This is a genomic window from Variovorax sp. P1_H2 (assembly GCF_056405295.1).
The window spans coordinates 1-20,255 of the sequence record NZ_JBFUCJ010000028.1 but is presented as its reverse complement, the minus strand read 5'-3'; the positions used below and the strand labels follow the sequence as shown (position 1 = coordinate 20,255).

The 20,255-nt window shown below is 68.8% G+C and carries 19 protein-coding genes; 18 read left to right on the top strand and 1 reads right to left on the bottom strand.

The features are described from left to right. Positions 1-65: 65 nt before the first annotated feature. The 3 genes from AC1D2E_RS12395 (at position 66) to AC1D2E_RS12385 (ending at position 4,454) form a co-directional block, all read left to right on the top strand. Positions 66-3,008 (top strand): molybdopterin-dependent oxidoreductase, encoded by a 2,943-nt coding sequence (locus tag AC1D2E_RS12395; protein ID WP_478197716.1) that lies wholly within the window; start codon positions 66-68, stop codon positions 3,006-3,008. Beyond that, positions 2,990-3,892, top strand: coding sequence for a LysR family transcriptional regulator (locus tag AC1D2E_RS12390; RefSeq protein WP_478197681.1), 903 nt, complete (start codon positions 2,990-2,992; stop codon positions 3,890-3,892). Before AC1D2E_RS12395 ends, AC1D2E_RS12390 begins: the two co-directional genes overlap by 19 nt. 151 nt (positions 3,893-4,043) lie before the next feature. Continuing rightward, positions 4,044-4,454, top strand: coding sequence for an FHA domain-containing protein (locus AC1D2E_RS12385; RefSeq protein ID WP_478197680.1), 411 nt, complete (start codon positions 4,044-4,046; stop codon positions 4,452-4,454). A gap of 15 nt (positions 4,455-4,469) precedes the next feature. Here the strand turns inward: AC1D2E_RS12385 and AC1D2E_RS12380 are convergent, their stop codons facing one another. Beyond that, positions 4,470-4,988, bottom strand: coding sequence for a hypothetical protein (locus AC1D2E_RS12380; RefSeq protein ID WP_478197679.1), 519 nt, complete (start codon positions 4,986-4,988; stop codon positions 4,470-4,472). Positions 4,989-5,173: 185 nt separating this feature from the next. On the opposite strand from AC1D2E_RS12380, the gene AC1D2E_RS12375 reads away from it, so the two are divergent. The 15 genes from AC1D2E_RS12375 to AC1D2E_RS12305 form a co-directional block, all read left to right on the top strand. Further along, on the top strand, positions 5,174-5,758 hold the full coding sequence (locus AC1D2E_RS12375; protein WP_478197678.1) for a DUF3305 domain-containing protein: 585 nt from the start codon (positions 5,174-5,176) through the stop codon (positions 5,756-5,758). 202 nt (positions 5,759-5,960) lie between these two features. Beyond that, a complete protein-coding gene (locus tag AC1D2E_RS12370) occupies positions 5,961-6,596 on the top strand; it encodes a DUF3306 domain-containing protein (protein ID WP_478197715.1) in 636 nt (211 codons plus the stop codon). Then, the gene (locus AC1D2E_RS12365) at positions 6,520-8,634 is read left to right on the top strand and encodes a 4Fe-4S dicluster domain-containing protein (protein ID WP_478197677.1); all 2,115 of its coding nucleotides are present in this window, start codon (positions 6,520-6,522) and stop codon (positions 8,632-8,634) included. Before AC1D2E_RS12370 ends, AC1D2E_RS12365 begins: the two co-directional genes overlap by 77 nt. 52 nt (positions 8,635-8,686) lie before the next feature. After that, positions 8,687-9,304: a TorD/DmsD family molecular chaperone gene (locus AC1D2E_RS12360; RefSeq protein ID WP_478197676.1), complete on the top strand. Its 618-nt coding sequence runs from the start codon at positions 8,687-8,689 to the stop codon at positions 9,302-9,304. Positions 9,305-9,419: 115 nt separating this feature from the next. Then, complete coding sequence (locus AC1D2E_RS12355) at positions 9,420-9,647, top strand: formate dehydrogenase (protein ID WP_478172072.1); 228 nt, start codon at positions 9,420-9,422, stop codon at positions 9,645-9,647. Positions 9,648-9,662: 15 nt separating this feature from the next. Further along, the gene (locus AC1D2E_RS12350) at positions 9,663-12,641 is read left to right on the top strand and encodes a formate dehydrogenase subunit alpha (RefSeq protein ID WP_478197675.1); all 2,979 of its coding nucleotides are present in this window, start codon (positions 9,663-9,665) and stop codon (positions 12,639-12,641) included. Between the two features lie 74 nt (positions 12,642-12,715). Continuing rightward, the gene (gene fdh3B, locus AC1D2E_RS12345; protein ID WP_478197674.1) at positions 12,716-13,339 is read left to right on the top strand and encodes a formate dehydrogenase FDH3 subunit beta; all 624 of its coding nucleotides are present in this window, start codon (positions 12,716-12,718) and stop codon (positions 13,337-13,339) included. Further along, positions 13,336-13,587 carry a hypothetical protein gene (locus AC1D2E_RS12340; RefSeq protein ID WP_478197673.1) on the top strand — a complete coding sequence of 84 codons (252 nt, stop codon included), beginning with the start codon at positions 13,336-13,338 and terminating at the stop codon, positions 13,585-13,587. The genes fdh3B and AC1D2E_RS12340 overlap by 4 nt, the downstream gene beginning before the upstream one ends. A 13-nt stretch (positions 13,588-13,600) precedes the next feature. After that, positions 13,601-14,833: a formate dehydrogenase subunit gamma gene (locus AC1D2E_RS12335; protein ID WP_478197672.1), complete on the top strand. Its 1,233-nt coding sequence runs from the start codon at positions 13,601-13,603 to the stop codon at positions 14,831-14,833. Next, positions 14,830-15,249 (top strand): hypothetical protein, encoded by a 420-nt coding sequence (locus AC1D2E_RS12330; protein ID WP_478197671.1) that lies wholly within the window; start codon positions 14,830-14,832, stop codon positions 15,247-15,249. The genes AC1D2E_RS12335 and AC1D2E_RS12330 overlap by 4 nt, the downstream gene beginning before the upstream one ends. Further along, positions 15,246-16,112 carry a formate dehydrogenase accessory sulfurtransferase FdhD gene (locus tag AC1D2E_RS12325; RefSeq protein ID WP_478197670.1) on the top strand — a complete coding sequence of 289 codons (867 nt, stop codon included), beginning with the start codon at positions 15,246-15,248 and terminating at the stop codon, positions 16,110-16,112. Before AC1D2E_RS12330 ends, AC1D2E_RS12325 begins: the two co-directional genes overlap by 4 nt. Before the next feature lie 46 nt (positions 16,113-16,158). Beyond that, complete coding sequence (locus AC1D2E_RS12320; protein ID WP_478197669.1) at positions 16,159-18,675, top strand: ABC transporter permease; 2,517 nt, start codon at positions 16,159-16,161, stop codon at positions 18,673-18,675. Between the two features lie 13 nt (positions 18,676-18,688). Next, positions 18,689-19,252, top strand: a complete 564-nt coding sequence (locus tag AC1D2E_RS12315) for a GNAT family N-acetyltransferase (RefSeq protein WP_478197668.1) — start codon at positions 18,689-18,691, stop codon at positions 19,250-19,252. 93 nt (positions 19,253-19,345) lie between these two features. Continuing rightward, positions 19,346-19,651 (top strand): hypothetical protein, encoded by a 306-nt coding sequence (locus tag AC1D2E_RS12310; RefSeq protein WP_478197667.1) that lies wholly within the window; start codon positions 19,346-19,348, stop codon positions 19,649-19,651. A gap of 134 nt (positions 19,652-19,785) precedes the next feature. Continuing rightward, on the top strand, positions 19,786-20,255 hold a 470-nt coding region (locus tag AC1D2E_RS12305; RefSeq protein WP_478197666.1), incomplete at its 3' end, for a POTRA domain-containing protein.

The following is a 20,255-nucleotide window of genomic DNA, read 5'->3' as shown; positions in this document are numbered from 1 at the left end:
CGAATTCCGAAGCGCCGCTGCGCGGAGCTTTCTCTATTCCTGCTCCGGCCAAGATTGCCGAACGGATGCCGCAGACGGTGGCGTTCACGCTCGACGGCCGCGCCATCGAGGCCTTCGAGGGCGAGACCATCTTCAAGGCCGCCGAACGTCACGGCGTCGAGATTCCGCATCTCTGCCACACCGACGGCCTGCGCCCCGACGGCAACTGCCGCGCCTGCGTGGTCGAGGTCGAGGGCGAGCGCACGCTGGCGCCAAGCTGCTGCCGCGGCGTGACCGCCGGCATGAAGGTGCAGGCCACCAGCGAGCGGGCGCTGAAGAGTCAGAAGATGGTGGTCGAGATGCTGCTGTCCGACATGCCCGATGAAGGCTACAAGTGGATCGGCGACGACGCCACCCGCCCGCACGGCGAGCTGAGCGAGTGGGCCGCCCGGCTCGATGTCGCCGTGCGCCCCGAGCTCAGGGCCCTGCGCCGCGAGCAACCGGCGGCCGACGTCTCCCACCCGGCGATGGCGGTCAACCTCGACGCCTGCATCCAGTGCAACCGCTGCGTGCGCGCCTGTCGCGAGGAGMAGGTCAACGACGTCATCGGCTATGCGATGCGCGGCGAGCACTCGAAGATCGTCTTCGATCTCGACGATCCGATGGGCGACAGCACCTGCGTGGCCTGCGGCGAATGCGTGCAGGCCTGCCCGACCGGCGCCCTGATGCCCAAGAGCCTCATCGGCTCGCAGCAGGTCGACCGCAAGGTCGATTCGGTGTGCCCGTTCTGCGGCGTCGGCTGTCTGCTCACCTACAACGTCAAGGACGAGAAGATCGTCAGCGTCGACGGCCGCGATGGCCCCGCCAACCATGGCCGCCTGTGCGTCAAGGGCCGTTTCGGCTTCGACTACGCGCACCATCCGCAGCGCCTGACGAAGCCGCTGATCCGCAGGCCCGGCGTGCCCAAGCACTTCGACGAGGCACCGCGGCCCGGCGACTGGAGCGAGGCCTTCCGCGAGGCCAGCTGGGAGGAAGCGCTCGCCTTGACGGCCGGCAAGCTCAAGAGCCTGCGCGACACCCACGGCAAGAAGGCGCTGGCCGGTTTCGGCTCCGCCAAGGGCAGCAACGAGGAGGCCTACCTGTTCCAGAAGCTGGTGCGCACCGGATTCGGCAGCAACAACGTCGACCACTGCACGCGGCTGTGCCACGCGTCGAGCGTGGCGGCGCTGCTGGAAGGCGTGGGCTCCGGTGCGGTGAGCAACCCCGTCAACGACGTCGAGCATGCGGAGCTGATCTTCATCATCGGCTCCAACCCGAGCGCGAACCACCCGGTGGCCGCGACCTGGATGAAGAACGCCGCCAAGCGCGGGGCGAAGATCGTGCTGGCTGACCCGCGCCGCACCGACCTCAGCAAGCATGCCTGGCGCACGCTGCAGTTCAAGGCCGACACCGACGTCGCAATGCTCAATGCATTGATCCACACGGTGATCGACGAAGGCCTGGTGGACCGGGAATTCATCCGTACCCGCGTCAGCAATTTCGAGGCCCTGCGCGAGAACGTCAAGGGCTACAGCCCGGAGGCKATGGCGCCGATCTGCGGCGTGCCGGCCGAGACGCTGCGCGAAGTCGCGCGCGCCTTCGCCAGCGCCAAGGGCGCGATGGTGCTGTGGGGCATGGGGGTCAGCCAGCACGTGCATGGCACCGACAACGCGCGCTGCCTGATCGCGCTGGTCAGCGTCACCGGCCAGATCGGCAAGCCCGGCTCCGGCCTGCATCCGCTGCGCGGCCAGAACAACGTTCAGGGCGCGAGCGACGCGGGGCTGATCCCGATGATGTTCCCCAACTACCAGCGGGTCGACAACGCGGCCGCGCACGCGTGGTTCGAGGACTTCTGGGGCATGCCGCTCGATGCGGCGCCGGGCTACACGGTCGTCGAGATCATGCACAAGGCGCTGGCGCCCGACGACGACCCGCACAAGGTCCGCGGCATGTACATCATGGGCGAGAACCCGGCCATGAGCGACCCCGACCTGAACCACGCGCGGCATGCGCTGGCGAGCCTGGAGCACCTGGTGGTGCAGGACATCTTCATGACCGAGACCGCCTGGCTGGCCGATGTCGTGCTGCCGGCCAGCGCCTGGCCCGAGAAGACCGGCACCGTGAGCAACACCGACCGCATGGTGCAGCTCGGCCTGCGGGCACTGAACCCGCCCGGCGATGCGAAGCCCGACCTCTGGATCATCCAGCAGCTCGCAAAGAGGATAGGCCCCCACGCCCCGCACTTCGTGTCGTCGCTGCCCCCCGAGGGGGCCGTCCGCGCCTTGGGGCGGCCCGGCGCCGCGGAGGGCCTCGACTGGCACTACGAGGGCGAGGAATCCGGCGTCGCCGCGGTCTACGAGGAGATGCGCCAGGCCATGCACGCCGCGATCGGCGGCATCAGCTGGGAGCGGCTGCAGCGCGAATCGAGCGTGACCTATCCCTGCCTCGATGCCGACGACCCGGGCCAGCCGATCGTCTTCATCGACAGCTTCCCGACCGCCGACGGCCGCGTGAGGCTGGTGCCGGCCGACATCATCCCGGCGGCCGAGCGGCCCGATGCCGACTATCCCTTCGTGCTGATCACCGGACGCCAGCTCGAGCATTGGCATACCGGCAGCATGACGCGCCGCGCCAGCGTGCTCGACGCCATCGAGCCGATGGCCACGGCCTCGATGAACCAGGGCGACCTGCAGGCGCTGGGCCTGGCTGCGGGTGACGTGATCACAATCCGCTCGCGCCGCGGCGAGATCGCGATCCACGTGCGGCGCGACGACGGCACGCCGGCCGGCGCGGTGTTTGTGCCTTTCGCTTACTACGAGGCGGCGGCCAACCTGATGACCAACGCGGCGCTCGATCCCTTCGCCAAGATCCCGGAGTTCAAGTACTGCGCGGTGCAGGTCCGGCGCGGCGGCACGCCGATGGCGGCGGCCGGCTATGGCAGCGGTGCGACAGGCGACAATGCGCGCCTGCCATGGACAGTCTCGACCTGATCAGAACCTTCCGCGAAGTCGCCACGTACGGCAGCTTCTCGCGAGCCGCGACCAAGCTCGACGTCTCGAAGGCGACGGTGAGCAAGTACATCGCAGAACTCGAGACGCGGCTCGGCGTGCGGCTGCTCAACCGCTCCACGCGCGCGGTCAGCCTCACCGATGCCGGCGCGCTGCTGCTCGAACGCAGCAAGCCGATGATGGAAATGTTCGAGCTGACCCAGGCCGAGGTCCAGGAGCACGCGAACCATCCCACGGGGCGGCTGCGCATCTCGGCGCCGCTGGGCGCGGGGCAGGGCGACCTGCCCAAGCTGCTCGGCCAGTTCATGGGCCACTACCCCGACGTCAGCATCAGCCTGCAGTTGACCAATCGCGCGATCGACATGGCCGAGGACGCGATCGACCTGGCGCTGCACTTCGGCCCGATCGAGGACGAGAACCTGATCGTGCGCAAGCTGGCGCGCCGCGACCTGGTGGTGTGCGCCTCGCCGCTCTACTGGAAGAAGCACGGCAAGCCGACCCACCCGCGCGAGCTGGCCGGCCACGATGCGCTGACCCAGTCGCGCCTGGGCGCCCATCCGGCGTGGCGATTCGAGGTCGACGGCCAGCCCTTCGATGTCGAGGTCAGGAGCCGCATGGATGCGACCGAGGCGGCGCCGCTGATCGAGATCGCGATGCAGGGCTTCGGCGTGATCTACATGCCCGAGATGCTGGTGCAGCCGCACGTCGACCATGGCGAGCTGGTGCCGGTGCTGCAGGACTATGTGCGCAGCGACATGTGGCTGTCGGCGGCCTACCTGCAGCGGCGCCACAACAGCGCCGCGCTGCGCGCCTTGCTCGACTTCCTCGAGTCGCGCTTCGGCGGGCGGAACAAGCCCAGGGGCTGAGGACGGCCGCGCGGCCCGGTTCCTTGGCCGGATGCCAAAACTTCCCGCCCGTGAAACGAACAGGAATGGATTAAGCCTTCTGTTTCCTACTTTCGAAACGGGCCTCGGATCCTAAGCTTGGACCCAGTCCAATGAACGACAGGAACGAGGTATGGCAAGACTGATCATCCTGGCCCGGCACAGCAGCGTGCGGCAGGTCAACATCGCGGGTCCGCTCACCACCATCGGGCGCTCCGGCAGCAACAGCGTGTGCATCGACAGCCAACGCGTGAGCCGGCATCACGCCGCCATCGAATGGACCGGCGACGGCTTCATGCTCACCGACATGGGCAGCCGCAACGGCACCTACGTCAACAACGAGAAGGTGAGGGCGCATGCCCTGTGCAATGGCGATGCGATCATCGTCGGCGACTGCCAGCTGCGCTTTCTCTACAGCCGGGCCCTGCCGCCGGCCGATGCGCTGCGGCTCATGACCCTGCCGGGCCACCTTGTGGAGGCCGACGCGCAGATGGCACGCAGTGTCAACCGGCGCCTGCCCGAACGCCGCGTCTTCGCCCGCTGACGCGCGGGACCGGACTCAGGCGTATTGCGCTGCCGCCGGCCGGCTCTGCTGCGGCATCTGCGTCGGTGCCGCGGGGCGCTGGCGGCGCTCGGTGATCAGCCGGGCGGCCAGCTGCGCAGCCATCTCGAGTTTCTTGAGGTCGCGCGCCTCCAGGGCCGGATCGGGCGTGAAGCTGTAGGAATAGAAAGTGCCGTAGATCGCGCCGTTGGCGAACACCACCGGTGCGCTCAGGTAGCAGCCCGCGGGCACCTTGGCCCGGAGCACCTGCTTGCAGAAAGCCAGTTCGAGCGGCTCGGCCTGCTCGTCGATGAATTGCGCGCGCTCCGAGGGCTGCCGGCGGTGCGAGACCTGCCGCCCGTCGACGAACTCGCAGGCGAACGCGGCCTCCATCCCGTGCTGGTCGCGCAACAGCCTCAGCACCTGATGGACCGACGGGTCGAGCAGCGGGTCGCTCATGTCCGGGGTGGCCATCAGGAGCTCGGACACGGTCACCTCGAGGGCTTCGAGTTCGTCGCGGTGTTCGTAGTAGCTCATGCGGGTCTCCGGTGGAATGGGTCCGATTGGAGCGCAGAAACCCGCCGTTCTTTAGAAATGAGAACTATGGTTTCCTTTTTGTGCGGACCTTTGTCACGAAAACCGGTAACAGCATGCTTCAGGGTGTGAATGCGCATACACGTGGCGGCGCCGTGGATGCTCCGGCTTCGGCTATCGTCACCTGCATGGCGATCCCTGAAACCTCTTCTGCCGCGCCCCGGCCGACGCTCGACGTCGCGGTCGTGATGAGGCGCGAACGGCTTCACGGCCCTTCGAGCCACTGGCAGCCCTGGCGCTGGACGCTGGATGCGGTGGTGCCGGACGAGCCCGGCTTCGGCACCGGGCCTCGCCTGCTGCGCGACGACCAGGGCGAGCAGTCCTGGCTGCATCCCGGATTCAAGGTCGAGTTGTACCGCGACGAGGCCGAGGGCTACCACCTCAATGCCAGCGCGCCGGCGCCCTGCTGGTTCGTGCTCTGGCGCATGGACGAGGAAGCGACCCTGGGTCCGGAGCCGATCCCCCGTCCGGTGGTCGTGACCCTGAGCTACAACGAGGCCGGCCGCTGGCTGGACGCACAGGAAACCGTCGAGCAGGTGCCGGCGCCCGCCGAGGTGCTCGAATGGCTGCGCGCCTTCATCCAGGCGCACTATGTGGTCGAGCCCAAGAAGCGCAAGCGGCCCGAGAGCTTCCGGCCGCTGGTGGATCGCTTCGGCAACGCGGCGAGCGTCTCGACCGAGAAGAAGCGGGGCAGGGGAGCCGGCGATGTCTGAAGTGCCCCCACGCTCCCCCACTTCGTGTGGGTCGCTGCCCCCCGAGGGGGCCCAGGCCGGCTTGGGGCGGCCCGGCGTCGGCCTGGAGCCCCCAAGCTCCCCCACTTCGAGTGGGTCGCTGCCCCCCGAGGGGGCCCAGGCCGGCTTGGGGCGGCCCGGCGTCGGCCTGGAGCCCCCAAGCTCCCCCACTTCGTGTGGGTCGCTGCCCCCCGAGCGGGCCGCAGGCCGGCTTGGGGCGGCCCGGCGCGAGCCTGAAGGCTTCTTCGATCGCTGGTCGCGCCGCAAGCAGCAGGTGCGCGCGGGCCAGGTGCCCGCCGAGCCGGCGCCCGGGGCCGACGATGAGGCCCGCGGCATCGCTGCGGCGCCCGAGCCGGCGCCACCGGCGATGCCGCCCGCGGAGGCGCCACCGCCGCTCACGCTGGCCGACGCCCAGGCGCTCGGCATCGATTCGGATTTCAAGCCCTTCATCGCCGAAGGCGTGGCGCCGGAAGTCAAGAACGCCGCCTTGCGGAAACTGTTCGCCGATCCGCACTTCAACGTGATGGACGGACTCGACATCTACATCGACGACTACGCCAAGCCCTCGCCCCTGCCCGACAGCGTGTTGCGCCAGATGGCGAGCGCGAAGTTTCTGAACCTGTTCGAGGAAGAGCCTCAAGAAACTCCAGCGAACGATGGATTGGCCGACGTGGCACAGTCCGATCCCGGAGATCCCCCCAGCCCGCCGGTTGCCGATGCGCAACCAGCCAGCCAACCGACCGATGACCACCACGCTGATCTGCGACTGCAACCAGACGATGCCCCTCGAGCCGAAGACGCTCGGGACCGCACTGGCTGAAACCCTGCCCCTCCATTCCGCGCTGTGCCGCCGCGAGGCGGCCTCTTTCCAGCGTGCCATCCAGTCCGGCGACGAGGTGGTGGTCGCCTGCACGCAGGAGAAGCGCCTGTTCGGCGAACTGGCCGAGCAGACGCCCGCTGCCACTTCGCCGATCCGTTTCGTCAACATCCGCGAGACCGGCGGCTGGAGCCGCGACGCCCGCAGCGCGATGCCCAAGATCGCTGCACTGCTGGCTGCCGCCAGCCTGCCCGAACCGGACCCGGTGGCAACGGTCAGCTATGCGAGCCAGGGCCGCTTGCTGGTCATCGGCGCGCTGGACGAGGCCGAGCAGGCGGCGGCGCTGGTCGGCGACAGCCTCGAGGTCACGATCTTCTCCCAGGGGCCCGGCGCGCTCGGCGGTGCCCAGGAGCGGCGCTGGCCGGTGCTGGCCGGCCGCCTCGAATCGCTGGCCGGCTGGCTCGGCGCCTTCCAGCTGCAATGGACGCGCGACAACCCGATCGACCTCGACCTGTGCACCCGCTGCAATGCCTGCGTCGCGGCCTGCCCCGAGCAGGCCATCGGCCTGGACTACCAGATCGACCTGGCCAAATGCACCTCGCACCGCGACTGCGAACGCGCCTGCAGCGTGGCCGGTGCGATCCGCTTCGATCGCGCACCGGAGCGCCTCGAGGGCGCCTTCGACCTGGTGCTCGATCTCGGCGCCGCGCCGGTCATCGACTGGCATGCGCCGCCGCAAGGCTACTTCCATGTACCGGGTGGGCTTGCGCAGGCGCGCGGCCTGCAGACGCTGATGCGGTTGCGCGAACTGGTCGGCGAATTCGAGAAGCCCAAGTTCTTCGACTACCGGCAGAAGCTCTGCGCCCACAGCCGCAACGAGGTGGTCGGCTGCAACGCCTGCATCGAGGTCTGCTCGGCCCATGCGGTCACGAGCGACAAGGAGCACCAGCGCATCGTCGTCAATCCGAATCTCTGCGTCGGCTGCGGCGCCTGCACCACCGTGTGCCCGACCGGTGCGCTGGGCTACACCTATCCGCGCGCCCCCCACCAGGGCCTGAAGCTGCGCACGCTGCTGTCCACCTACTTCGGCGCGGGCGGACGCGAAGCCACGCTGCTGCTGCACGGCCAGGAAGGCGGCCAGGCACTGGTCGAGCAACTGGGCCGCAAGGCCCAGCTCGGAAAGGCCCGCGGCGTGCCGGCGAACGTGATCCCGGTCGGCCTGTTCCATGCGGCCAGCACCGGGGTCGACCTGTGGTTGTCGGCCGTGGCCTTCGGCGCATCGCAGGTGCTGGTGCTGGCGACCGGCGAAGAGGCACCGAGCTACCTCGCGGCGCTCGGCAGGCAAATGGAGATCGCGCAGGCGCTGCTGCGCGGGCTGGGCTATGGCGGCACGCATTTCCGCTTGATCGAGGCGAATTCGCCGGAAACGCTCGACGCGGCACTCGCAGGTCTGCGCGAGACCCGCCAGCAGCTGCCAGGGAAGCCGGCCCGATTCGCGGTGGGTGCCGAAAAGCGCGGCACGCTCGAACTCGCCCTCGACCACCTGATGGACGAGGCGCCGGCCCTGCGCACGCCGGCCGATGCGCCGCTGGCGATTCCGTTGCCGTCGGGCGCGCCATTCGGCGCCATCGCCATCGACAAGGACCGCTGCACCCTGTGCCTGGCCTGCGTCAGCGCCTGCCCCGCCAGCGCGCTGCAGGACAACCCGAACGCGCCGCAGCTGCGCTTCATCGAGAAGAACTGCGTGCAGTGCGGCCTTTGCGAGACCACCTGTCCGGAGAACGCGATTTCGCTCGTGCCGCGCCTGCTGGCGGCGCCCGAGCGCAAGCAGCCGGTGGTGCTGAACGAGGCCAGGCCCTGGGCCTGCATTCGCTGCGGCAAGCCATTCGGCACCCAGAAGGCGATCGAGGCGATGCTCGGCAAGCTGGCCGGGCACGCGATGTTCCAGGGCGAGGCGCTGGAGCGCCTCAAGATGTGCAGCGACTGCCGGGTCATCGACCTGTACAGCGCATCGAACGAAATGAAGATCACACCGCTATGAGTCGCCCGGCCATTCCGAGAACGGATACCGCAATGCCGCGCCGAGGTTCCCAATGAGCCTTCGCATCCCCGTCACTTCCGCGCTGGACGAAGAGGTCGCTCGCGCCGAGCTCTACGGCCTGCTGGCCCGCCTCTGGTATGCGGCCCCCGATGCCGGCTTGCTCGAGGCTTTCCAGGTGGCGCCGACCGAGGCGCCGGCGGCCGGCGCCTTTCTCGAGGAACCGTGGCGGCAGCTCGTCGGTGCCGCACGCGGCACCGGCCTGGCCGAAGTGCGCGACGAATACGACGCCCTGTTCGGCGGCATCGGCAAGCCCGAGGTCTACCTGTTCGGCTCGCACTACCTGAGCGGCTTCCTGAACGACAAGCCGCTGGCGCAGCTGCGCAACGACCTCGACCGCCTCGGCCTGGCGCGAGACGAGTCGGTCTCCGAATCCGAAGACCACGTGGCCTGCCTGTTCGAGGTCATGCGCTACCTGATTGCGGGCGAAGACGTCGAAATCGCCAATTTAAAGCAACAAAAAGTATTCTTTGCTACCCATTTGCAGCCTTGGCTGCCGGCGATGTGCGATGCGGTCTCGGCGCATCCCCGGGCTGGCTTCTACGCCGCGCTGGCCGGGCTGACCCGGGCCTTTTCGGAAGTGGAGACGCAGGGCTTCGACATGTCGCACTGAGTGTCGCACCGAGATCGAGGGATATTTCCGATTCCCTCGCTCGGGGTCTCGACTACTATCCCAAGATATGTAACTGGTTTCATATCTCGCTTAGCCAGCCACTCCTGGAGATGTTATGCAGGACAGCCAAGATACCGGCCCCCGGCCGGCCTCCCGCCGGGGATTCTTTTTCGGCGCAGCCACCGTCGGCGCCGCCGCAGCCGCCGTCACGGTGCTGCCCAAGGTCGTCGAGGCGCCTGCCGCCTCGGCCGCCGCTTCCTCGCTTCCGCCACCGCCCGAGAAAGGCGGCGGCTATTCGCTTAGCGAACACGTCAAGCGCTACTACAAGACCACGTCTGCCTGAGGACGAAAGCCCACGATGCTACTGACCAAGAAAGCGCCCGGCGCGGCGCGTGACGGCGCCTCCCCATCCTCGTCGCCCCTTGTGAACAGCCTGCGGCGCGGCCTGTCGAATGCGCTGCCGACCATGGACCGGCGCGCCTTCCTGCGCCGCTCCGGCCTCGGCGTGGGCGTCGGCCTGGCGGCCGGCCAGCTCACGCTGATCAAGAAGGCCGACGCCATGCCGGGCCAGGCGGCGGCGATCGGCGCCGGCAAGATCGAGGTCCGGCGCACGGTGTGTTCGCACTGCTCGGTCGGTTGCGCCTCCGACGCCGTGGTCGAGAACGGTGTCTGGGTGCGTCAGGAGCCGGTGTTCGACTCGCCGATCAATCTCGGCGCGCACTGCGCGAAGGGCGCCGCGTTGCGTGAGCACGGCCATGGCGAATACCGTCTGCGCTACCCGATGAAGCTGGTCAACGGCAAATACGAGCGCATCAGCTGGGACACTGCCCTGACCGAGATCACGGCCAGGCTGGTCGATCTGCGGAAAGCCAGCGGACCCGACTCGGTCTACTGGATCGGCTCCAGCAAGCACAGCAACGAGCAGGCCTACCTGCTGCGCAAGTTCGTCAGCTTCTTCGGCAGCAACAACTGCGACCACCAGGCGCGCATCTGCCACTCGACCACGGTCGCGGGCGTGGCGAACACATGGGGCTACGGCGCCATGACCAATTCGTACAACGACATGCGCAATGCCAAGGTGGCGATGTACATCGGCTCGAACGCGGCCGAGGCCCACCCGGTGAGCATGCTGCACATGCTGCATTCGAAGGAGAACGGCTGCAAGATGATCGTGGTCGACCCGCGGTTCACGCGCACCGCGGCCAAGGCCGACGAGTACGTGCGCATCCGCTCGGGCTCCGACATCCCCTTCCTCTTCGGCATCCTGCACCACATCTTCAAGAACGGCTGGGAAGACAAGCGCTACATCAACGACCGCGTCTTCGGCATGGACGAAGTGCGCGCCGAAGTGATGGCCAAGTGGACGCCCGACAAGGTCGAGGAGGCCTGCGGCGTGAAGGAAGCGCAGGTCCTCAAGGTCGCGACCTGGCTCAACGAGAACCGTCCCGGCACCATCGTCTGGTGCATGGGCCAGACGCAGCACACGATCGGCAATGCGATCGTGCGTGCCTCCTGCATCCTGCAGCTGGCGCTCGGCAATGTCGGCACCTCGGGCGGCGGCACCAACATCTTCCGCGGCCACGACAACGTGCAGGGTGCCACCGACGTCGGCCCCAACCCCGATTCGCTGCCGAGCTACTACGGCCTGGTCGAGGGCTCCTGGAAGCATTTCGCCGCCACCTGGGGCGTCGACTTCGAATGGATCAAGGGCCGCTTCGCGTCGCCCGCGATGATGAGCAAGCCCGGCATCACGGTGTCGCGCTGGATCGACGGCGTGCTCGAGAAGAACGAGCTGATCGACCAGGACTCGAACCTGCGCGGCGTCTTTTACTGGGGCCATGCGCCGAACTCCCAGACCCGCGGCCTCGAGATGAAGCGGGCGATGGACAAGCTCGACCTGCTGGTGGTGGTCGACCCGTATCCGTCGGCCACCGCGGCGATGGCCGCGATGCCGGGGCGGTCCGAGGACCAGAATCCGAATCGTGCGGTCTACCTGCTGCCGGCCTGCACCCAGTTCGAGACCAGCGGCTCGGTCACGGCATCGAACCGCTCGCTCCAGTGGCGCGAGAAGGTGATCGAGCCGCTGTGGGAGAGCCGCAGCGACCACATGATCATGCAGCAGTTCGCCGACCGGCTCGGCTTCGGCAAGGAACTGAGCAAGAACTTCAAGATGCAGCAGGTCAAGGGCATGGACGAGCCCGTGCCCGACGACATCCTGCGCGAGATCAACAAGTGCTGCTGGGCCGCCGGCTACACCGGCCAGAGCCCCGAGCGCCTGCAGGCCCACATGCGCAACATGGCGGCCTTCGACGTCCGCACGCTGCGCGCCAAGGGATCGGTCAAGGACAAGGTCAACGGCTACGACATCGCCGGCGACTACTTCGGCCTGCCGTGGCCCTGCTACGGCACGCCCGAACTCAAGCACCCGGGCTCGCCGAACCTCTACGACACCTCGAAGCACGTGATGGACGGCGGCGGTAACTTCCGCGCCAACTTCGGCGTCGAACGCAACGGCAAGAACCTGCTGGCCGAGGACGGCTCGCACTCGCTGGGCGCCGCGATCACTACCGGCTACCCCGAGCTCGACCACCTGCTGCTCAAGAAGCTGGGCTGGTGGGACGAGCTCACCGAGGCCGAGAAGGCCAAGGCCGACGGCAAGAACTGGAAGACCGATCCCTCGGGCGGCATGATCCGCGTGTTCATGAAGAACCACGGCTGCCACCCCTTCGGCAATGCCAAGGCGCGCGCCGTGGTCTGGAACTTCCCGGATGCGATTCCGCAGCACCGCGAGCCGCTCTACGGCAATCGGCCGGACCTGATGGTCAAGTACCCGACGCACGACGACAAGATGGCGTTCTGGCGCCTGCCCACGCTCTACAAGACGATCCAGCAGAAGAACATCGCCGACAAGATCGCCGAGAAGTTCCCCTACGTGATGACCTCCGGCCGGCTGGTCGAGTACGAGGGCGGCGGCGAGGAAACGCGTTCCAACCCCTGGCTGGCCGAACTGCAGCAGGAGATGTTCATCGAGATCAATCCCAAGGTGGCGGCCGAGAAGGGCATCCGCAACGGCGAGCGGGCCTGGGTCCACACGCCGACCGGCGCCCGGCTCAACGTGCAGGCCCTGGTGACCGAGCGGGTCGGGCCCGACACGGTGTTCATGCCCTTCCACTTCTCGGGCCGCTGGCAGGGCCAGGACATGCTGCCCTACTACCCGGCGGGTGCGCATCCGATCGTGCGCGGCGAGGCGATCAACACCGGCACCACCTATGGCTACGACAGCGTGACCATGATGCAAGAGACCAAGACGACGGTCTGCAACGTCGAGCGGGCATGAAAGACTTTGCGGGACAGACCAAGAAACTGCACCGCAGTTTTTGCTCTGTCCTCAACTGATTAGAGGGAATCCCCATGGCAAGAATGAAGTTCGTCTGCGATTCCGAGCGCTGCATCGAATGCAACGGCTGCGTCACGGCCTGCAAGAACGAGAACGAGGTGCCCTGGGGCGTGAACCGCCGCCGGGTGGTCACGCTCAATGACGGCGTGCCGGGCGAGAAATCGATCTCGGTGGCCTGCATGCACTGCTCCGACGCGCCCTGCATGGCGGTCTGCCCGGTGCAATGCTTCTACCGCACCGAAGAAGGCGTGGTGCTGCACGACAAGGACATCTGCATCGGCTGCGGCTACTGCTCCTACGCCTGCCCCTTCGGCGCGCCGCAGTTCCCGGCCCAGGGCACCTTCGGCGCCCGCGGCAAGATGGACAAGTGCACCTTCTGCGCCGGCGGCCCCGAAGCCAACGGGTCGGAAGCCGAATTCGAGAAGTACGGCCGCAACCGCCTGGCCGAAGGCAAGCTTCCGGCCTGCGCCGAGATGTGTTCGACCAAGGCCCTGCTGGCCGGCGACGGCGACGTCGTGGCCGACATCTTCCGCACCCGCGTGGTGGCACGCGGCAAGGGTGCCGAAGTCTGGGGCTGGGGCACCGCCTACGGCTCGCAGCAGGCCGGCACGCCGTCGCCCAACGGGGGCACGAAATGAGGCGCCTCGGGTCCGCCGCGGCGCTGCTCGCCGCCGCGCTGCTGCTGGGGGCTTGCAGCGAGAAGCCGCAGACCAACGCGCATGGCGTGCGCGTCGACGCGGCACCGTGGACCGGCACCGGCACGCGGCCGAACACCGGCACCGCCTTCACTGCCCCCGGCTGGCAGGTGGGCGACCCGAACGCCTGGCAGCAGCACCTCAAGACGCGGGCGCAGAACGGCCAGAACGAATACAACAGGATCAACTGAGTCTGGAGGCCGCATGAGACATCTGCTGAATGCGCTGCTGATGACCGCTGCGGCGCTCGGCTGCGGCATGGCCGTGGGCCAGACCGCCAACCCGGTTGCCGCCGGCCCGGTCGCCGAAGCGCCGGCCGCGGCCGCTGCGCCGGCGCCTGCCGCGCCGGTGCAGGCCACCGGCGGCATCCGCAGCCAGAACATCTTCGAGGTCAAACCCGAGGCCAGCGCCGATCCGAACTACCTCAACCAGACCAACGGCGAGCGCAACCGGGTGCAACCGGGCAACAACGCGCCGATGTGGCGTCAGGTCAGCGGCGGCGTGACCGGCTTCAGCAGCCTGCCGCCGCACGAGGCGCCCGAGGCCGGCAACCTGATCCAGGGCTTCGTGAAGTACCCCGGCTCGCTCTACACCAACGCCGGCGAGGCCTGGCGCCAGGTGCGCAACAACTGGATCATTCCGTACGGTGCTGCGCTGCTCTTCATCACGCTGCTGGCGCTGGCCATCTTCTATTTCACGCGCGGTCCGATCGGCCTGCACGGCCAGGAGACCGGCCGCAAGATCGAGCGCTTCACGCCCTTCGAGCGGGCCACCCACTGGTCGAACGCGATTGCCTTCGTGACGCTCGCCATCTCCGGCATCGTGATGGCCTTCGGCAAGTTCTTCCTGCTGCCGGTGCTGGGCGGCTCGCTGTTCGGCTACCTGGGCTACGTGCTCAAGACCGTGCACAACTTCGTCGGCCCACTGTTCGTGCTGACCACGCTGTTCATGGTCTTCACCTTCTTCCGCAGCAACCTGCCGCGCAAGAACGACCTGGCCTGGCTCAAGAAGGGGGGCGGACTGTTCGGCGGCGAGGAGCCGCCCTCGGACCGCTTCAATGCCGGCGAGAAGGCGGTGTTCTGGGGCGGCGTGCTGTTCCTCGGCGTGCTGGTCATCGGCTCGGGGCTGTTCCTCGACAAGCTGCTGCCAGGCTTTGTCTACACGCGGGCCCAGATGCAGGTCGCCCACATGATCCATGCGGTCGCGACGCTGTGCATGATGGCGCTGATCATGGGCCACATCTACATCGGAACGATCGGCATGAAGGGCGCCTACAAGGCGATGCGCACGGGCTATGTGGACGAGACCTGGGCCCGGGAGCACCACGCCTATTGGTACAACGACATCGCGGCGGGCAAGATCCCGGCCGAGCGCAGCGCCGAGGCGCGTGCCGCCGCGCCGGCATCCGGCATCCGGATCGAAGGAAGTCCCTCATGAAGCTGCTGCTGCCCCACTGCGCGCTGGCTGCTGGCCTGGTCGCCGCCCTGGCGGGCGCACCGACTGCTTTCGCCAAGCTGCAGGTGCCTACCCCGACACCCGAGGCCCGGGCCAAGGCGGCCGAAGCCGCCGCCAAGGCCGCCTGGAGCGCCAAGGTCGATAGCTACCAGCTGTGCCAGGCACAGACCCGTGTCGCGGCCCGCTACCGCGACGCGGCGGCCGCGGCCGGCCGGCAACTTGCGCCACCCACGCCGACGCCGCCTTGCGCCGACCCGGGCCCGTTCGCCTATGCGCCGCCGGCGGAGCAGGCGAAGCCGATCGAGGCTGCGGGTGCCCCATCGCCGGCGACCACGGCGGCCTCTCCGCCGAGCTCGAACCCGACCTCGGCCGAGACCAACCCCGCGCCGAAGAAGTGACGCTGCCGCGGCTGACCCAGGCCCGGGCAGCGCTCACGCGCGAGGTCGAGGTCGTCGACGAGCACGGCGAGTCGGGCCGGGTCTTCATTCCTGCCGAGCGCGACCTGACGATCTACGTCGACCGCCGCGAACTGGTCACGCTGATGACCCTGGGCGCGCAGCCCGAGTTGCTGGTGCTGGGCTACCTGCTGAACCAGCGCCTGATCGAATCGGCAGCCGACGTCGAGTCGATCACGGTCGACTGGGAGGTCGGCGCCGCGGCTGTCAAGACGCATGCCGGCATCGACCGCATCGAGGAACGCACCGCGAAGAAGGTGGTCACCACCGGTTGCGGGCAGGGCAGCGTGTTCGGCGAACTGATGGCCGGCATCGACAGTCTGCAGCTGCCGGACACGCGCATGACTCAGGCACAGCTCTATGCGCTGGTCAACGCGATCCGCCTGCAGGAGAGCACCTACAAGTCGGCCGGCTCGGTGCACGGCTGCGCGCTGTTCACGCTCGAGGCCGGCGACCAGGCGCGCATGCAGTGCTTCGTCGAGGATGTGGGCCGCCACAACGCGATCGACACCATTGCCGGCTGGATCGCGATGCAGCCGCAGCTCGCCGGGGGGCGCGTGTTCTATACCACCGGTCGCCTGACCAGCGAGATGGTGATCAAGTCGGCGCAGATGGGCGTGGCGATTGTCGTTTCGCGCAGCGGCATCACGCAGATGGGCCACGAGGTCGCGCTCCGGGTCGGTCTGTGCGCGATCGGGCGGGCGACGAATCGTCGCTTCCTCTGTTTCGCGGGTGCCGAGCGGCTGCTGCTGCAGCCGGCTCTGGCCGGCGCAAAGGCCGTCGGCGCGGTCCAGGCCGAGCCCTAAATCCTTCCATTTCGCAGACGCGGCCGGCTCGGCTATCGTCGGGCCTATGACTGCTTTTCTTCGCCTCGGCTGGCGCACGCTCTGGCGCGACCTGCGCGCCGGTGAACTCCGACTCCTGATCGTGGCCGTGCTGCTGGCGGTGGCGGCGCTGACAGCGGTCGGCTTCTTCGCCGACCGGCTCAAGGGCGGGCTGCAGCGCGATGCGCGCCAGCTGCTGGGCGGCGACGCGGTGCTGGCGAGCGACAACCCGACGCCGCAGGCCTTTGTCGAACGCGCCCGGGCGCTGGGCCTGCAGGGCGCGAGCACCTACGGCTTCCCGACCATGGCGCGAGCCAGCGAGGCACGGGGCGGTGCCACCAAGCTGGTGGCGCTGAAGGCCGTGGCGGCCGGCTATCCGCTGCGCGGCGCGGTCCAGGTCGCGGTCAACGCCGACGGTCCGGGACAACCCACGCGCGAAGTGCCGGCACCGGGCGAGGCCTGGGTCGACGGGCCGCTGCTGGAATCGCTCGCGCTCCAGGTCGGCGACACGCTGCTGCTCGGCGATGCCGGGCTGCGCATCGCGCGCGTGATCACGCTGGAACCCGACCGCGGCGCCGGCTTCATGAGCTTCGCGCCGCGCGTCATGCTCAACCAGGCCGACATCGCCCGCACCGGACTTGTGCAGCCGGCCAGCCGCGTCAGCTATCGCTTCGCGGTGGCGGGGGACACGGCCGCGGTCAAGCGCTTCAGCGACGAGGTCGATGCGACGATCAAGAAGGGCGAGCTGCGCGGTGCCCGCCTCGAATCCTTCGAGAGCGGGCGGCCCGAGATGCGCCAGACGCTGGACCGGGCCGAGAAATTCCTGAACCTGGTGGCGCTGCTGGCCGCGCTGCTGTCGGCCGTGGCGGTGGCGCTGGCGGCGCGCGGCTTCGCGGCCAGCCACCTCGACGACTGCGCGATGCTGCGCGTACTGGGCCAGAGCCAGCGCACCATCGCCGCCGCCTATGCCTTCGAGTTCGCAGTGATCGGCCTGATCGCCAGCGCGATCGGCGTCGCCATCGGCTATGGCGTGCACTACGTCTTCGTGCTGCTGCTCGCCGGACTGGTCGAGAGCGCGCTGCCGCCACCGACCCTGTGGCCGGTGGCCTTCGGCCTGGGCGTCGGGCTCACGCTGCTGCTCGCCTTCGGGCTGCCGCCGGTGCTGCAGCTGGCGCGAGTGCCGCCGCTGCGCGTCATCCGGCGCGATGTCGGCAACCTGAAGCCGGCCTCGATCGCGGTGCTCGGGCTCGGCGTCGCCGGCTTCGCGGCCTTGCTGGTCGCGGCCAGCAGCGACCTCAAGCTGGGACTGATCGCGGTCGGCGGCTTCGCGGGGGCGGTGGCGGTGTTCGCGCTCTTGAGCTGGCTTGCGGTGTGGGTGCTGCGGCGCAGCGTCAACGAGAGCACGGCGCCGCGCTGGCTGGTGCTGGCGACGCGGCAGATCTCGGCCCGGCCGGCCTACGCCGTGGTGCAGGTGAGCGCGCTCGCGGTCGGGTTGCTGGCGCTGATCCTGCTGGTCCTGCTGCGTACCGACCTGGTCGCGAGTTGGCGCAAGGCCACGCCGCCCGATGCGCCGAACCGCTTCGTGATCAACGTGATGCCCGACCAGAGCGATGCCTTCCAGAAGACCTTGCGCGCCAACGGGGTGCAGAAGTTCGACTGGTACCCGATGATCCGCGGCCGGCTGGTCGCGATCAACGACAAGCCGGTCTCGCCCGACGACTACAGCGAGGATCGCGCCAAGCGGCTGGTCGACCGCGAGTTCAACCTCAGCAACAGCGCCGAGGCGCCGCCGCACAACCAGATCACCGCCGGCACCTGGAAGCCGGATGCCGCGGGCGAACTCAGCGTCGAGGCGGGGCTGGCCGAGACCCTCGGGCTGAAGCTCGGCGACAGCCTGCGCTTCGACATCGGCGGGCAGCAGAGCGAGGCCCGCATCACTTCGCTGCGCAAGGTCGACTGGGGCTCGATGCACGCCAACTTCTTCGTCATGTACACGGTGGCGGCGCTGGCCGACGTGCCGGTCACCTACATGGGCGCCTTTCGCGCGCCCGAGGTCAAGGGTTTCGACAATGCGCTGGTCCGCAGCTACCCGAACGTCACCAACGTCGACATGAGCGCCACCCTCGGCCAGGTGCAGCGCGTGCTCGACCAGGTGATCCGGGCGGTCGAGTTCCTGTTCGGCTTCACGCTGGCGGCCGGCCTGGTGGTGCTGTTCGCGGCCGTGACCGCGACGCGCGAGGAGCGGGCGCGCGAGTTCGCCGTGATGCGGGCGGTGGGCGCGCGGGCCAGCCTGTTGCGGCAGGTGCAGCGGGCGGAACTCGCCGGCGTCGGCCTGCTGGCCGGCTTCCTCGCGAGCATCGTCGCCTCGGTGATCGGCTGGGCACTGGCGCGCTTCGTGTTCGAATTCACCTGGACCGCGTCGCCGCTGGTGCCGATCGCGGGCGCGTTGGCCGGTGCGGTGCTGGCCCTCGCGGCCGGCTGGTGGGGCCTGCGCGAGGTGCTGCGGCGGCCGGTGGTGGCCACCTTGCGGCAGGCGGCGGAATAGGGCGCCCTGCGGCATGGCCGAATGCATCGAGTGCGACACCGCGCGGCTGCGCCTGCGGCAATGGCGAGCGGCCGACCGCGAAGCCTTCGCGGCCCTCAATGCCGATCCGCGCGTGATGCGCTTCTTTCCCGCGCCGCTCGCGCGCGCGGAGAGCGACGCGATGGCCGATCGCTGCGCCGAAGACATCGCGCAAAGAGGTTGGGGCTTCTGGGCCGCCGAGGAGCGCGCGGGCGGGGCGCTGATCGGCTGCGTCGGCCTGAATGTGCCGAGGCCCGACCTGCCCTTCTCGCCCTGCGTCGAGATTGGCTGGCGGCTGGCGCATGACTTCTGGAGCCGGGGCTATGCGACGGAGGCGGCGCGCGCGGCGCTGCGCGTGGGCTTCGAGCGCCTCGACCTGCCTGAGATCGTGGCTTTCACCGCGGTCCCGAACCTGCCTTCGGAGGCTGTCATGCAGCGCCTCGGCATGCGCAGCGATGGGGTCTTCGAGCACCCGGCATTGCCCGTGGGCCATGCGTTGCGCTTGCACAAGCTCTATCGGCTGCAGCGCTCCGACGGGCTGCGGCAACTCGCCGCCTAGCCCGTCCGCCTCCGGCTGGAATTCGGCATCTACCAGCTTCCTCCGAATTTGACGAGCACATTCGGTGTTCGATCTCTTTGTTCGGATGATTTGATGCCCAATTTGTTGGATTCATGCAACTTCTCGCCCCTGTTGCGCCGCGTTGCGGCCGGGGCCGCCGCCAGCCTGGCCGCTTTGGTTCTCACCGCCTGCGAGCATCGGGACGATGCGCGGACCGTCGCGGCGGACTGCGTCCGCAGCCTCTCCACGCTGGCGCCGATCATGGGCGGCAGCGGCAGCGGCAGCGGCAGCACGCTGTGCGCGGCAGCGCCTGACGCCGTGGCGCCGGAAGCGCCCATCGTGGGCACGGCGACGGCTCCGGCGGGCCCCGAGCGGGCACTGATCGCTTCGGCACATTGACGCGTCGCCACGCCGCCGGCTGACGCTGCAGGCCGGCTCCGGCCCGAGCCATCGCGGTTCCCGACCCACGCGGGTCATTTCTTCTCCTGCTGAAACCCCCCGCCGGCCTCGCTGCCGTGCGGGCTGCCCTGTCCATGACTACTTTTCCCATCGGCTTGCGCGCGCGAAGCCTGATCGTTCTCGCGGCGAGCGCGTTGTCGGTCACCGCCGCGTGGGCGGTCGAGCCTTTCACCGTACGCGACATTCGTGTCGAAGGCCTGCAGCGGGTCGAGCCGGGAACGATCTTCGCTTCGATTCCGATGCGCGTGGGCGAGACCTACGATGACGAGCGCGGCGCGGCCGCGATTCGCGCACTGTTCGAGCTCGGCCTGTTCAAGGACGTGCGCATCGACGTCAGCGGCAACGTGCTGGTGGTGATCGTCGAGGAGCGGCCGACCATTGCCGATGTCGACTTCGTCGGCACCAAGGAATTCGAGAAGGCGGCGCTGCAGAAGGCTTTGCGCGAGGTCGGCCTGGCCGACGGGCGCCCCTACGACAAGGCGCTGACCGACCGTGCCGAGCAGGAGCTCAAGCGCCAGTACGTGAGCCGCAGCCTCTACAACGC

Coding starts and splice junctions, on each gene's coding strand:
- AC1D2E_RS12340 (WP_478197673.1), top strand. CDS start 13,336: ATGAGGCGCCTCGGGTCCGCCGCGGCGCTGCTCGCCGCCGCGCTGCTG.
- AC1D2E_RS12365 (WP_478197677.1), top strand. CDS start 6,520: ATGACCACCACGCTGATCTGCGACTGCAACCAGACGATGCCCCTCGAG.
- AC1D2E_RS12355 (WP_478172072.1), top strand. CDS start 9,420: ATGCAGGACAGCCAAGATACCGGCCCCCGGCCGGCCTCCCGCCGGGGA.
- AC1D2E_RS12380 (WP_478197679.1), bottom strand. CDS start 4,988: ATGAGCTACTACGAACACCGCGACGAACTCGAAGCCCTCGAGGTGACC.
- AC1D2E_RS12330 (WP_478197671.1), top strand. CDS start 14,830: ATGAAGCTGCTGCTGCCCCACTGCGCGCTGGCTGCTGGCCTGGTCGCC.
- AC1D2E_RS12315 (WP_478197668.1), top strand. CDS start 18,689: ATGGCCGAATGCATCGAGTGCGACACCGCGCGGCTGCGCCTGCGGCAA.
- AC1D2E_RS12385 (WP_478197680.1), top strand. CDS start 4,044: ATGGCAAGACTGATCATCCTGGCCCGGCACAGCAGCGTGCGGCAGGTC.
- AC1D2E_RS12360 (WP_478197676.1), top strand. CDS start 8,687: ATGAGCCTTCGCATCCCCGTCACTTCCGCGCTGGACGAAGAGGTCGCT.
- AC1D2E_RS12335 (WP_478197672.1), top strand. CDS start 13,601: ATGAGACATCTGCTGAATGCGCTGCTGATGACCGCTGCGGCGCTCGGC.
- AC1D2E_RS12320 (WP_478197669.1), top strand. CDS start 16,159: ATGACTGCTTTTCTTCGCCTCGGCTGGCGCACGCTCTGGCGCGACCTG.
- AC1D2E_RS12375 (WP_478197678.1), top strand. CDS start 5,174: ATGGCGATCCCTGAAACCTCTTCTGCCGCGCCCCGGCCGACGCTCGAC.
- AC1D2E_RS12350 (WP_478197675.1), top strand. CDS start 9,663: ATGCTACTGACCAAGAAAGCGCCCGGCGCGGCGCGTGACGGCGCCTCC.
- fdh3B (WP_478197674.1), top strand. CDS start 12,716: ATGGCAAGAATGAAGTTCGTCTGCGATTCCGAGCGCTGCATCGAATGC.
- AC1D2E_RS12310 (WP_478197667.1), top strand. CDS start 19,346: ATGCCCAATTTGTTGGATTCATGCAACTTCTCGCCCCTGTTGCGCCGC.
- AC1D2E_RS12390 (WP_478197681.1), top strand. CDS start 2,990: ATGGACAGTCTCGACCTGATCAGAACCTTCCGCGAAGTCGCCACGTAC.